4 protein-coding genes are annotated in these 14158 nt (G+C 53.2%); all 4 read left to right on the top strand.

All coding sequences use genetic code 11. The annotated features are described in order from the left end of the window. Positions 1-160 precede the first annotated feature (160 nt). The 4 genes from ABIE59_RS14040 to ABIE59_RS14025 all read left to right on the top strand — a co-directional run bounded on the left by ABIE59_RS14040 (position 161) and on the right by ABIE59_RS14025 (position 14121). Positions 161-11611, top strand: a complete 11451-nt coding sequence (locus ABIE59_RS14040) for an Lcl domain-containing protein (RefSeq protein ID WP_354447829.1) — start codon at positions 161-163, stop codon at positions 11609-11611. 13 nt (positions 11612-11624) lie between these two features. Next, positions 11625-12209, top strand: coding sequence for a DUF4304 domain-containing protein (locus tag ABIE59_RS14035; RefSeq protein ID WP_354447827.1), 585 nt, complete (start codon positions 11625-11627; stop codon positions 12207-12209). Between the two features lie 125 nt (positions 12210-12334). Then, positions 12335-12502, top strand: coding sequence for an RHS repeat-associated core domain-containing protein (locus tag ABIE59_RS14030; RefSeq protein ID WP_354447957.1), 168 nt, complete (start codon positions 12335-12337; stop codon positions 12500-12502). Between the two features lie 452 nt (positions 12503-12954). Beyond that, on the top strand, positions 12955-14121 hold the full coding sequence (locus tag ABIE59_RS14025) for an RHS repeat domain-containing protein (RefSeq protein ID WP_354447955.1): 1167 nt from the start codon (positions 12955-12957) through the stop codon (positions 14119-14121). Positions 14122-14158 lie beyond the last annotated feature (37 nt).

Here is a 14158-nt window from a genome sequence, read left to right as displayed (position 1 = left end):
TCGGCCGCTTGCTCCTGTCTCGTTAATTGCGTGTAATGATTATTATGGCCTTGGCCTCCCTTAACATCGTACAGAGGTAGATTTCGACTAGCTCTGTAAAAAAGTCCTGTGTTTTGGGGGGGTGCATGGATTGCACAATGAAACCTGAAAGGAAGCCCTCATGGCACGATCACGCCTGCATGTCGCCTTTTCCATTCTGGCTTTTGCCGCTCTTGTTCTGATTATACCTCCCATACCTATTGCGTTTTCATCGTCGATGGCAGTTGAGATCGTTGGTACGGAAAACAATGATCTGATTGTCGTTGGCCCTGAGGACACCCGGATTCTTTTAGGGACTGGTGACGATCTGATAATTGGCGGCGCAGGTAATAATAGTTACCACGTTGATGCAGGTGTAGGACACATCACGGTTGTCGAGGTTGCGGGGGAAAACACGGTCGAGTTTGGCGCCGGCATTTCCTTTTCTGATGTTGCCAGCGGCTTGTGGCGCTCAGGTGATGACTTGCAGCTGGTGTTAGGGCAGGAAAGCCGGACACTTACCATCAGTGATTTTTTTGCCGTAAGTGGCACGATCGATTCATTTGCATTTCAGAGCGGCCAGCAACTTTCGGCAACTCAGTTGTTCCAGGTATTTGGCGAGTCGGAACCAGGTGCCAGTGGGGTCCCCCCGCAGCTTGTCCAGGCAGGTGTTGGTGATAGCGTGATCGTGGGATCGAACCAGCGCGACATCTTGGTTCCATCCGATGACACGCAGGTCGTAAAAGGCTTGCCAGGCAACGACTACTTGATTGGTCGTATATCTCCGGTCACGTTTGAAATATACCCTGGTGATGGTAAGGATGTGATCATTGCCTCGTCGGGCCATCACGAAGTCTTCTTCCGTGGGGGAATCACATTTAACGATGTGGCGACCCAGTTGCAAAAACGGGGTGATGACCTGGTGCTTGGTAATCGCACTAGCGATGATGAAGTACGTATCTATAAATTCTTCACCCTTGCCAATACGGTTGTAAACATTCGGTTCGAATCTGGAGGTCAGCTTCAGGCAGATCAACTGTTTGAGCTGTTCGGCGTAGCCTCACCCCAAGTGGAAGCCGAGTACGCACTCAATGTGGAGGGCCTACTGCTGGACGCAGGAGGATCCGGCGAAGGTGGGGATGATGATTGTAGTGATGGGTGCACTGGCGGAGGAGCAAACCCCGGCGACGATGAACCCGGTGATAGCGGCCCGGAATTACCGGAAGATTTTCATTGGCTTATTGGAACATTAACTGATGATCTGATATACGCAGGGCTTGGCGATAACCTGATTATTCCTCAATCAGGTGACGATTATATCTTGGGTGGGCCAGGAAATAATCTCTACTATTTTGAGGCGGGCTTTGGGGACAACGTTATCGTTGAAACTGAGGGCTTCAACGTTATCGAATTCGACGAATCCATTTCCTATTCCGACGTTTCCCAGGCATTTGTAAAGTCCGGAGAGGACCTGTTACTTCGCATCGATTCGAAACAGGTGAGAATTACCGTTAGAGATTTCTTTGCTGTAACTGACACAGTAAGTGAGTTGAGGTTTTCCGACGGTACCTCGCTGACACGCTCCAATCTATTTCAGATCTTTGGTGCAGAGGTGCCTTCGCGGGTTCAATCTTCCCGATCATTGGTAGTGGGTGCCGGCGATACGGACACGATGTCAGGTTCAGACGGTAGTGAGTTTTTGTTACCCAGAATGGGCGTGCGTACGGTAAAGCCAGGCAAGGGCAGTGATTATCTTGTAGGCCGCCTTCCAGGCGGGGAAACGCGTCGATATGGCAATGACGGAATAATGTTTGAGTTGCGTCCCGGTGATGGTAGCAAGGTTATTGTTGCCGATAGCGCCCTCAATAATATGAGGTTCACCGGGGGCATTGAACGGCAGGATATTGCGTCGAATATGATTCGGTGGGGCAATGATCTTGTGCTTCAAAGTGATAGTCATGATGTGGGAGTTCGGGTTGTTAATTTCTTCTCGCGGCGAGATGTCATAGGGAATATCGTTTTTGGTGACGGGGAAGATGGCTCCCAGAGCATCCTGAGCGGTCAGGAAATATTAGGCAGTTTTGGTGTTTCACCGGATGCCGGCTCCCGCATGAATATTCTGATCAAGGGTGCCACTGTTGATAGTTGCGACGCAGAGGTCGTGGATAGTTCAGAAGGCTTTGGCCTGACGCCTGAGCAGTTGTCCGAGGCCAATCAGGCCCCTGAAATTACCTCTGTTCCGAGTTCAGAAGCCTGGTATGCGAGCAAGTATACTTACCAGGTAAGAGCGTCTGATAGTCAGAACGATGACCTCTGTTTTCACGTCACGGGTCCTGAGGGCGTTGAGATTGATCAATATGCGGGTTTGCTGTCTTGGAGACCACAGCGTCATCAGCTTGGCGACAACTATTTCGAAGTTCGGGTTGTGGATGAGCGGGGGGCTGAAACCCTGCAGATGTTCCACTTAACGGTACAAGATCCCAACCGGGAACCTGCCTTTACGTCTTGGCCTTTGCAGAACACGGTTGTCGGTCAGAACTATGCCTATTCACTGCAGGCATCAGACCCTTTCGTTGCGGATAGTCGCCTATCGTACTCGCTCATCTCTGGGCCGGAAGGGATGCTGCTTGAGGATGATGAGCTTCGCTGGACACCAACTGATAGCCAGATTGGTAATCACGAAATCTCGGTTAAGGTCACTGATCCCTATGGGTTGAGTGACACGCAGAGCTTTTTGATCAGTGTTTCGCCGCTCGTGACCGTGGACGAGGTTCAAGAGGGGCGCTCTAAGATTCCGAGAACCGGTGCGAGAGTCACTCGTTATCCAGGTGACGATGGGGACGCCAGGATCGGTACGGATCGCTTTTTCGTCCGCGATGATGAGCGAGAGGTTGTTGTTGACCAAGTTAACGGTCTTGTCTGGCAAGATAACAGCGATGTAGTTCTCAACGAGTCGAAAACGTTTAGTGCGGCCTCATTGTATTGTCGTGATCTCGAATTGGGTGGCGAGACTGAGTGGCGGCTTCCAAACCGCCTGGAGCTGGTTTATTTATTTGATCACAGCGAAACTGCGATTGAACAAGTTTTCAAGTATCAGGTTGGGAGTCGGCATTTCCATAGATGGTTCTTTGCAGAGCCCGAGTTACAGGGACGTTCCCGGACACCCGGCGTGCAAAACTGGAAAATTATGGTGGACTTTAAAGACACCAGGATCCTGCCTGCGGACTATGACAAGAAAGGAAGTGCGCGTTGTGTTAGTGGTCCGCAGCGCTTCTTGCCGGCACTTCATCGGCTAGATGACCACGATCTCGTGGTTGACCGTGCTAACCGGCTGATGTGGCAAGATACGCCCGAGGCACTTCAGGTTAGTGGTAACGTTGAAGATAACTTGGGTTACTGTGAGTCCCTGACTCTAGGGGGTTATTCGGACTGGCGATTACCCAACTTCAACGAGTCCCAATTGTTGGTGCGAGAGTTTGAGTACTTCGTGTTCGATAACCGTCGGTGGAACCCGAAATACTTTACAAACGTTCCAGAGAACAGGCATTGGCTCTCCTCTACCCTGATAAACGACGACCCCACCCGAGGGTACCTATTCCGGTATCAGTATGATCCCGAATCAAACTATGCTGGGAGTTGGGCGGCTAATGCCAACCACCAGGTGGTCGGGTTGAGCAATGATACCTATTCTCCCCGCTGTATCCGCAGTTATGCGGAGCCCACCGCCAGCCTCGCCAGTATACCTCCGCAAGAGGTGGATGCCGGACAACCTATCGTGTTTGATGGTTCCTCCAGCCATCACGCCGATGGAGAAATATCGGCCTACGAATGGACTAATTTGACCACGGGTGAATTGCTTGGAGATAGCAAGGTTCTTGAAACTCAGTTTAGTGAAGCAGGCACGTATGAGATCCAGCTAACCGTCACCGATCAACTTGGGTTGAGGCAGTCTTTGGAAGAACCCATTCCACTGGTGGTATACGGGCCGCCAATAATCCAGATTTCAGGCCAGACATCACTTTGGGTGGGAGACACGCTTGTATTGGATGGAAGCGGGACCGAAGACGTAGCGGGTGTTTCAGGTTTTGTGTGGAGCGATGCCGCAGATGACCGTGTTGTCGCTACCGGCCCGCTCCTTGAAATTGCAGGACTCAATGCAGGTGAACAAGCCTACAGGCTGACGGTAACAAACACGAGAGGGTTTGAAGCGGCACAAGAGGTCTCGGTTGCAGTAATAGAGCGTCCGGAGATCGTTGTTGACGGTCATGCGGATGTTAACGTGGGTGACACCCTAACGCTTGAGGCTGGTCCTCAGGCATCAGACCCTTCAGTAGAGTCCGTTCAGTGGGTGTCAGAAGAAACAGGTGAAGTACTTGGCGAAGGTTCGACTCTGGTTCTGGAGGGCTTGCCGCTTGGCCAGCACCGTATTGTACTCTCACTCACTTACGTAAACGGGCTGACTCACCAACAGGCGATTGATGTATCGGTTAACGGGCACAACCCAGTCATTGAGCTGGAGGGCGATTTCCTGGCAGCAGTGGGTGAAAGCGTTGCCATCAGTGCCCAGGCGAGCTACGTGCCCCTGGGGGAAGTGGCCGCTATTCGTTGGTATGAAGGCGACAATCAAACGCCTTTCAGTAGCTCTGCATCCGTTACGTTAACTGGACTTGAGGCTGGCAGTTGGCCCTACCGGGTTGAGGTCGAGTCGGATGCTGGCCAGGTTGCCTCCAAGACGCTGGTGGTGGACATCGGGCATGCACCGCAAGCCATCCTGACTGAGGCGCATTACATCTACGAACATGTACCGATCACGCTCGATGGGTCAGGCAGTTCTGTCCAGGAAGGTGTGCTTGAGTATGAATGGCGACTGCAAGATGAAGTGGTGTCCAACAGTGCCATCGCGAATCTTCAAGGGCTGCCTGCAGGGGAATATCAGGTTCGATTGACAGTAACGACGGAGCTTGGTCTGACCGATACGGCGGAACTGAGCCTCATTGTCGAGCCGACGAGGGAGCTGATGGTCTGCCCCTTGCAACCTGTCGCAACTGATAAATACGTAGAGCTTCAGTATCCCGAAAACGATATAGAGTGGCGAGGAAATCAGGTTGAAACAGTCGACGACATTGCCCGTGGCTTCAACTACGCTCGCTCTCAGGATCCGTCGGTTTTCCAGTTCCTGATCATGCCCGATCAGGCGACCTGGGATGCTATGAATCTTCAGGAAAAGGGTCTCTATCTCGTGAATGCCGAGCGCACGGCACGAGGCCTTAAACCCTATGAAGGTGTGTCCCAGGAAATAGTTTCCATCGCTCAAGACTACGCCGACTACATCCATGATCGTAATGAGGTCATCGGGCACTACAACGATGGCCTGAGCCCGAGTGACCGCCTTGATGTAAATGCCTACCTGGCAAGTCATCGTGATGCCCACGTAAAGAATGAGTCGCTGGCCTCTGGCAACGGCTACGTCCAGGTGCCAACGGTCGACCAGGCATTGGTTCTGGCCATTTACGGTTGGGTGTACCAGGATAAAAGCTGGTTCGAAGACTTTGAGTGGGCAACGGGCCCCGCGTGGGGACACCGAGATCACGTTTTGCAGACAGGCCTTGATGAAAACAGTGGTAGCGAATCTGAAGAAGGGTTGATTGGCTTTGGCATTGCCAGGGGCCTGTATGGCCCAGGACAAGCATCCCCTTCCTCCCATGGATATGTAACGGTCTTCCAGACTGTCGACCAAAATGAGCAGTGGGACATGTCCGGCGTCACCTCGGTAGACGTGTCCACAGCGCAAGGCTGTAATACCGCTCACATTCTCGAAATTGATGAATCGCGGGTGGATACCAATGGACTACGAGAGATCCGCGTAGCGCCCAACACCCTGATGATGGTTCCTGGGGGAACACAGGCGCTTCAGGTAGAAGCGCTATACGAGAACGGAAATGAATTGGACATTACCGCTTACTCAAATTTCATAGCGGACAGCCGGTCTATTGTTTCCGTTGAGGGCGGCATGCTCATCGCAGAGCGTGTAGGGAATGCTCAGGTCTTTGCCCGCATCAACGGGGTCGAGTCCAACCGCACCTTCGTGCGGGTTCGGAAAGCCACAGATACAAGCAACCTCCAGGGCACGCCAGCACAAGCATACTCAGAGTACGTGCCCGACAACGCAACAATCGGTGGATATGATCCCATGGCCATGGCGGTTTATACCGGCTTGGTCCGGGACCGCGACGGGCAACCACTTGAAGGCGTTCAGGTGTCTTACCTGAACCAACCCGAGTTGGGGTCGACGACAACCAACAGTGAGGGGCGTTTTATTGTCGCAGGTCCCGCGGGCCAGCAGACCATTGTCTACGAGCAGCCAGGGCGGGTGGTTGTCCAACGTACTACGATAGGAGCTTCCAATGCCTGGTCAAATCTGGACGATGTCATGCTCCTCCCGCGTGACACAAAACAGACGCGTATAGATCTGTCCACCGGCGAACCCCAGGTTCACCAGTCGTCCACCATCAGTGACGAATACGGTGAACGCAAGGCAACCGTGGTCTTTAATGGCATAACCACCGCGACGGTTCTGTCGGCAGACGGCAGTCAGCGCGAGCTGGAAGAATTCCTGTTCACGGCCACCGATTTCGAAACGCCGGAGTCCATGCCCGGAGAATTGCCCCCGGAAGTTGCATTCACGTTCGCGAATGATCTACATGTTGCCGGCGTTCATTACAGCGATACGGTTGTTTTTGACAGTGATGTGGTGATGTTCATTGATAATTTCCTCGGCTTTGATGTCGGTGAAATTGTCCCCATCGGTTACTTCGACCGCTTGGGCAACGAGTGGGTGGCTTCCTCCAACGGGGTTGTTGTTCAGTTGGTGGATACCAGCGGTGATGGCGTAGTGGATGGGCTGGATTATACCGGCGATGGCCAGCCGGACGATCTGAACGGGAATGGACAAACCGACGATGAGGTGATCGGTCTGTCCGGATACAGCGCCGGTGATACCCTCTGGTGGGGCAGCTTTAATCACTTCACACCATTTGATTACAACTGGGGTTCCAGCGAAGACGAAGCGCCTACGGAGCTGGCGCTTGATCTGGAGCAGGAAGATGAGCAGAACGAAGAGCTCGAATGCACGGGTTCATACGTTAAGCCGTATCAGCAAACCTTCCACGAAGACATTGCCATCGCGGGTACGAACCTGACGCTTCACTACTCCAGCCAGAGAACCGAGGGATATAAGCACAAGGCACGTATAAAAGTCAGCGGTGCCGAGATTCCCTCAACGCTTGAGAAAATGATTGTGAAGCTGGAAGTTGCCGGCCGGGTGTTCCAGAGAGAACTGGCGCCGGCAACGAATACCGAAGTGGAGTTCATCTGGGATGGTACCCGGGTGGATGGTGTTCGCCCTGCAGGGATGGTGAGTGGCCGGGTGAGCATTGGGTATGAGTACAAAACCCAGTACATCAGTGCCGGCAATGCCGCTGAAGAACAGCGGGAGCTTTCGGAGTTCCCGGTGGCCTGGGCTACTGTGGGCAATAACGTGACGGAAGTACCGGGCCGCCAGAACTACATCAGTTGGCAAACCCGTGGCGTCTCCTTCAAGAACAGTTTTGAACGCCAGCTCGCCAATGGCTGGTCGTTGTCCAACGTTCATGAATACGATCCCGCAGGCCGGGTGTATCTGGGCAGTGGCAGCGTCGTGGATGTGGAAACCCAGTCACTTATCCTTAAAACCGGCCTCACCTACAGCCTGGTTGATGGCGATGACGGCTATTACCAGAGCGGTGGCAGCAGCATCGATTACACCGTGAACGATGAGGGTGTACTTGTTGACAAGGTGACCGGGCTGGAATGGCAGTTTACCGATCAGCCTTTCGAGACTCGCACCAAGGCAGGGGCTCAGGCGTATTGCGCCAACGATGCTACGCTGAAGGGAACAGGTTGGCGTTTGCCAACGGCCAAAGAGGTTGGCTACACCCTGGAAAAATCAGGCGGGAACATCGGGCCGGCCATTTACAGCGTATCCCGCGCCCGGGGTCTTTGGCATACGTCGGCAGCGAATCCAGAGAGTGCCTTGAAGCCCGTTATGTGTGTTCGGGGAGAGTCTATTGATGAGCGATACACCCAGAACCTGAAACGTGACGCGGCCCAACAGGTAGTTGTCGATAATGACAACGGCCTGATGTGGCAGGATGCGCCCGAGAACGCGAGTACCAAGTTGGATTGGGCTACCAGTATCCAGCATTGTGAGGCCTCTACGTTTGCTGGCTTCAGCGATTGGCGACTGCCGAACATCAACGAGCTGCTTTACGTTCTGCCAAACAGCGTGTTTGCCCATCAAACAGAGCTGGTTTTCCCTCCCGGGGAATACTGGGATTATGAAGCCAGCTTCCGGCAGCCGTACTGGAGCTCAACCACCAATTTCCGGGACGATGAACAGGCCTGGGCGATCGAAAGCGCCAGCTTCAATAGCGAGCGGTTCAGCAAGACGGACCAGTATCACGTGCGCTGTGTAAGGGATGCCGCTTCAGCTTCAAGAATGCCATACCGCTTTGATAGCGAGGGTCGACACATTGCCACCTTTGATCTGGATAGTGGTACCACCCTGGTTGAATTCGGTTACAACGAGGCCGGCAAGCTCAATCAAATTACGGACCGTTTTGGAAACGTAATTGCTATTGAGCGAAATGCAGACGGTGAACCACAGAGAATTGTGGCAGCGGACGGCCAGATAACTGAACTCACGGTTGATGAACACAACAACCTGACAGCCCTGGCCTATGAAGATGGCAGCGAGTATCAGTTCCTGTATCAGGACGGCGGGTTGCTCACCGAGAAAACCGACCCGAACGGCTACCGCTACCCTCATGAATTTGACCAGAATGGTCGTGTCTACCAGACCCGGGACCCCGAAGGCGGCCAGTGGGACTTCTTCGATACCCGGGTAGGTATCGGCCACAACCGCTATGGTTATACCACTGCGGAGGGTAATCAGTACCAGACCGTTCGCCGAGTGCTGGAGAATGGTGATGTCCGCAAGGAAATCACCTATAAGAATGGGACCACACTGGTGGATATCCTGAGGGCCGACCAGCTCCAGCAAACCACTCTCTACGGCGGTGTTACCACCGTGGTGGACAAGGTGCTGGACCCCAAAACCCTGCAAGAAATCCCCAGCGCCATAACCGTTTCTCAGCCCAGCGGCCTGACCCAGAGCACCACGCTCAGTACGGTCTACGGCCAGAATGGCGCGGATACCAGCCGATACACCGTGACCGCGAGTGTGAACGGCGACACCAGCACCACCGAGGTAGACGCACGTGCCGGCACCCTGGTGCAAACCTCTGCGGAGGGCCGTGTTGTCCGTGAACAGGTTGACCCGGAAACCCTGCTCACCCAAAGCATATCCGTGACCGGCCTGTTGGACTCCGAGTTTACTTACGACGCCCGTGGCCGCTTGATTCAGGAAACCGTGGGCGACCGTAGCATCAGCTACACCTTCGGCAGCGAAGGCCGCGGCCAGGTGACTGCGATAACGACCGCCGACGGTAAGCAGACGTTCTATGAGTACGATCTGCTCGGGCGGGTCACCAGAGTCACTTACCCGGACGGCCATGCCACGCTCAGCGAGTACGACGAGAACGGCAACCGAACCACCCTGGTGGTGCCAACGCCGGCTGATCACGACAGCGCCTACAACGGCATCAACCGGGTCACCTCGGAAGCGACCCCGCTGGGCGAAACGACTCAGTACGAGTACGATCGGGATCGCCGCCTGACGGCCATTGAGCTGCCATCCGGGCAACGGCTGGAACACACCTACAGTCAGAACCGCCTGACCCGGACCGATACACCGGAAGGGGCGATCCTCTACGACTACCACCATGGCGATCGGCTGAGCCAGATTACGGAAGGTGGAGAAAGCCTGAGCTATAGCTGGGACGGCACTCTGTTGACGGCCGTGAATTACCAGGGCGAACTCAACGAAGGGATTCAGTACCAGCACAACCCGGATTATCAGGTCAGCCAGATCACCTACGCCGGTGATAGCACCAGCCTGACCTATGACCGGGACGGCCTGTTAACCGGCATCCACGGCTTCGCCATCGGTCGCCACGCCGATCACGGCCTTCCGGTCAGCTTGGACGATGGCACCCTGAGCAAAACGTTTGGCTATAACGGCCACGGGGAAGTCACCGTTGTCAGCACCGAGTTGAATCAGGCGGCCACCTTCGACTACGAACTGACCTACAACAGCGTCGGCCAGATCGTTGGTAAAACCGAAACCCTGCCGGATGGCACCGTCAACCAGTACGGGTATGAGTACGATGATCGCTACCGCCTGACCGAGGTGACCAAAAACAGCCAGTTGGTGGAACAGTACCAGTACGACGCCAACGGCAACCGTACCCTGGCCACCAGTATCGAACGAGGCGTCTCGGGTGTTTCCGCCAGCTACAACCTGGGCGACCAGTTACAGGGCTTTGGCAACACCAGCTACACCTACGATGGCAACGGACGCCTGAGCCAGAAAACCACGGGCACCGACGTCACCACCTACGATTACGACAGCCAGGGCCGGCTCAAACAGGTGCAGACTCCGGACCATACCATCGAATACCGCCATAACGCCCTGGGTAACCGGGTAGCCAGGATCAAAGACGGCAGCGTAGTGGAACGCTACCTGTGGCAGGACAAGACCACGCTGCTGGCGACCTATGATGGCGATGGCAACCTGAAGCAGCGTTTCAACTACACGCTGGGCCATGCTCCGACAAGCTTTACCGAGAATGGCGAGACCTATTACCTGCTGACGGACCACCTGGGTAGCCCAAGGATGATCACGGACAGCGCGGGGCAAGTGGTCAAAGCCATTGAGTACGATGCCTACGGCAATGTGATAAGTGACACCAATCCCGGATTTGAGATTCCGTTCGGGTTTGCGGGTGGTCTGAAAGATCCGGATACTGGCCTGATCCGGTTTGGGTATCGGGATTACGACCCCACAACCGGCCGTTGGACGGCACGGGACCCGATTGGCTTTGCGGGTGGGGATACGAATCTATATGGGTATGTGTCCAACGATCCCGTAAACTTTGTCGATCCCACCGGCGAAATTGCTTGGGCTGTAGTCGGCGCCATTATTGGTGCTGGTGGTGACCTGGCCTACCAAATGATTGTTGAGGGCAAATCCTGGAGTTGTGTGGATGGCGGCCAGGTTGCCGCTGCCGCTGCGGCAGGTGCAATTGGTGGTGGAATTGCCGATAAGCTCAATAAGCTTCGAAAGCTTGATAAGATTACGGAGACCGTAGGGAGAGGGATGAATAACCCTAAGGTGAAGTCTGCTGCCGCCAGAGGAAGAGAAGCGCACAAAGAGTTTGCCGAAAAGGTGAAACAGAAGCCAGGCTGGCAATCTGAAAAGACTATCACCGGTCCTAATGGAGAAAAGCTCAGACCTGATGCGTTAACGCCGAGCGGGAGGCCTGTTGAGCTAAAACCTAATACCCCAAGTGGTCGAAGACAGGGTGCGAAGCAAATTCAAAAATACAAGGAAGCGACAGGAACTAACGGTCGGGTCATTTATTACAACCCTTGATGTAGGAAAGTAAATGCTTAAAGACTTGATAAAAGCACGTGTTGCTCCGCTGTTGAAGAAGAGTGGTTTTAGAAAAAAAAATATGACTTGGAATAAAACCAAGGAAGGGTTTGTGCAGGTTGTAGATATTCAGATAAGCAGCTTTAGCAGCAAAGATGAAGAAAGTTTCACAATAAATCTTGGTGTTTTCGATCCAGGTGTATGGGAAAAATGTTGGATAAAGGAACCGCCAAGATTTATCAACGAGGAGGATTGCTTTCCTCGAATACGTATTGGTCAACTGTTAAATGAAGGATCAATAGATCATTGGTGGGTGTGCAGCGCGAAAATTAACGAAGGAGAACTCGGAGAGGAAATTGAAAGTTTGCTTGAAAAGAAATGCTTGCCGTTTTTGGACGACATGTTAGATCGGAATGAAATTGTCAATTTTTATACCGCTGATTCTTGCCAAATGATGCCGATTGAGAAAGTTTATTTGGCCATAATCAAAAATAGCATCGGAGATACTGATTGCGCTGATGCTCTGCTAAGTGAAGTTGCCAATCTTTCGAAAGCTTGGGCCAATAGAGTAGATCAGGTCCGTTCTCAGTTGGACTAGGGTTGCTTTCGTCTCACGAAGTGGACACCTGAGTCGCCAAGATCAAGGATGGTCCTGCTATGGAAAGAAACCTGTGGCAGGATAAAACCACACTTCTGGCGAACTACGAAGCCTAAGGCAACGTCATTCACGATAGCAATTCGAATGTCACGATTCCTTTTCGGTTTGAGGGTGGCCTGAAAGACATCGACATGGGTCTGATCCGGTTCGGCTATCGATGTTACGATCCAATAACCGAACGCTGGACGGCCCGGGACCCGATTGGTTTTGCAGGTTGTAATAATCGTGATTAGAGTTCTTGTATTCGCTTCGGTTGAGGGAAATCGTAAAACGAAGAGAAAGAATTAGGTTGCAGCCACACTCTTTTGAAGAGAGCTCGGTCCTGGTGTCAGGAGTTTTGATTCTTGTTTGTGATAGTGCTGTGATCGGTCGGATATGACGTGAGGGAATTTGAACTTGATCGTTTAAACATGGGGCTGATTGCTTCGATCCTGTTAAGCTCAGATCTGGCATCGGTTTTAGAAAATGCCAAAAAGATAATTGTGAATAACGATATTCTAAAGGGCGATATATCGTTAATCTAAGTAAAGGACAGGTAAATGAGGTGATAGATTCGCTGTCCGATTATCTTGTAAGCAATGGTGTGAATGAATTTGGTGAGCTGAATTCCTTAGGTTATCGCTTGGAAAGCATAATAGACAGCTTAAGTATTGAGTAGGTAAGAGTCTATGGAAAACCGGGACAGATCTATTTAAGTCTGGTTGGCAAAACCGAAACCCTGCCGGACGGCACCGTCCACCAGTACGGGTATGAATACGATGACCGCTACCGCCTGACCGAGGTGACCAAAAACAGCCAGTTGGTGGAACAGTACCAGTACGACGCCAACGGCAACCGTACCCTGGCCACCAGTATCGAACGAGGCGTCTCGGGTGTTTCCGCCAGCTACAACCTGGGCGACCAGTTACAGGGCTTTGGCAACACCAGCTACACCTACGATGGCAACGGACGCCTGAGCCAGAAAACCACGGGCACCGACGTCACCACCTACGATTACGACAGCCAGGGCAGGCTCAAGCAGGTGCAGACTCCGGACCACACCATCGAATACCGCCATAACGCCCTGGGTAACCGGGTCGCCAAGGTCAAAGATGGGCAAGTGGTGGAACGCTACCTGTGGCAGGACAAGACCACGCTGCTGGCCACTTACTATGGGGACGGCAACCTCAAACAGCGTTTCAACTACACGCTGGGCCATGCTCCGACGAGCTTTACCGAGAATGGCGAGACCTATTACCTGCTGACGGACCACCTGGGCAGCCCGCGGATGATCACGGACAGCGCTGGGCAAGTGGTCAAAGCCATTGAGTACGATGCGTACGGCAATGTGATCAGTGACAGCAACCCCGGATTTGAGATTCCGTTCGGGTTTGCGGGTGGCCTGAAAGATCCGGATACTGGCCTGATCCGGTTTGGCTATCGGGATTACGATCCAACAACCGGGCGTTGGACGGCCCGGGACCCGATTGGTTTTGACGGTGGGGATACGAATCTTTATGGGTATGTGTCCAACGATCCCGTAAACTTTGTGGATCCCACCGGCGAAATTGCTTGGGCGGTCGTTGGTGCAATTGTTGGCGCAGGTGGCGAATTGGCCTGGCAGATGATTGTGGAAGGTAAATCATTGGGCTGTGTTGACGTTACCAAAGTAGCCGCTGCGGCTACGATGGGTGCTCTTGGCGGTTGGGCTTCCGGGATTAATAAGCTTAATAAGGTCAGTAAAACGGTAACTCCGAACGCTGCGCAGCAAAAGAATATAGACCGTTTCCAGAAAAAGATCCCTGCTAATGCTAAGGAGGCTCTGAATAAGTCTCCAAAATCAGCGATAATACGGCCATCGTCAATCGCATAGGATCGTTGCCAGCATGGATCAGATCACCTTCTCCGAA

It is taken from the genome of Marinobacter sp. MBR-99 (genome assembly GCF_040547575.1).
In the GTDB taxonomy this organism is placed as follows: Bacteria; Pseudomonadota; Gammaproteobacteria; order Pseudomonadales; family Oleiphilaceae; genus Marinobacter.
The sequence above is the reverse complement of the archived record's forward strand: the minus strand, read 5'-3'. Positions and strand labels throughout refer to the sequence as shown.

Coding starts and splice junctions, on each gene's coding strand:
- ABIE59_RS14035 (WP_354447827.1), top strand. CDS start 11,625: ATGCTTAAAGACTTGATAAAAGCACGTGTTGCTCCGCTGTTGAAGAAG.
- ABIE59_RS14040 (WP_354447829.1), top strand. CDS start 161: ATGGCACGATCACGCCTGCATGTCGCCTTTTCCATTCTGGCTTTTGCC.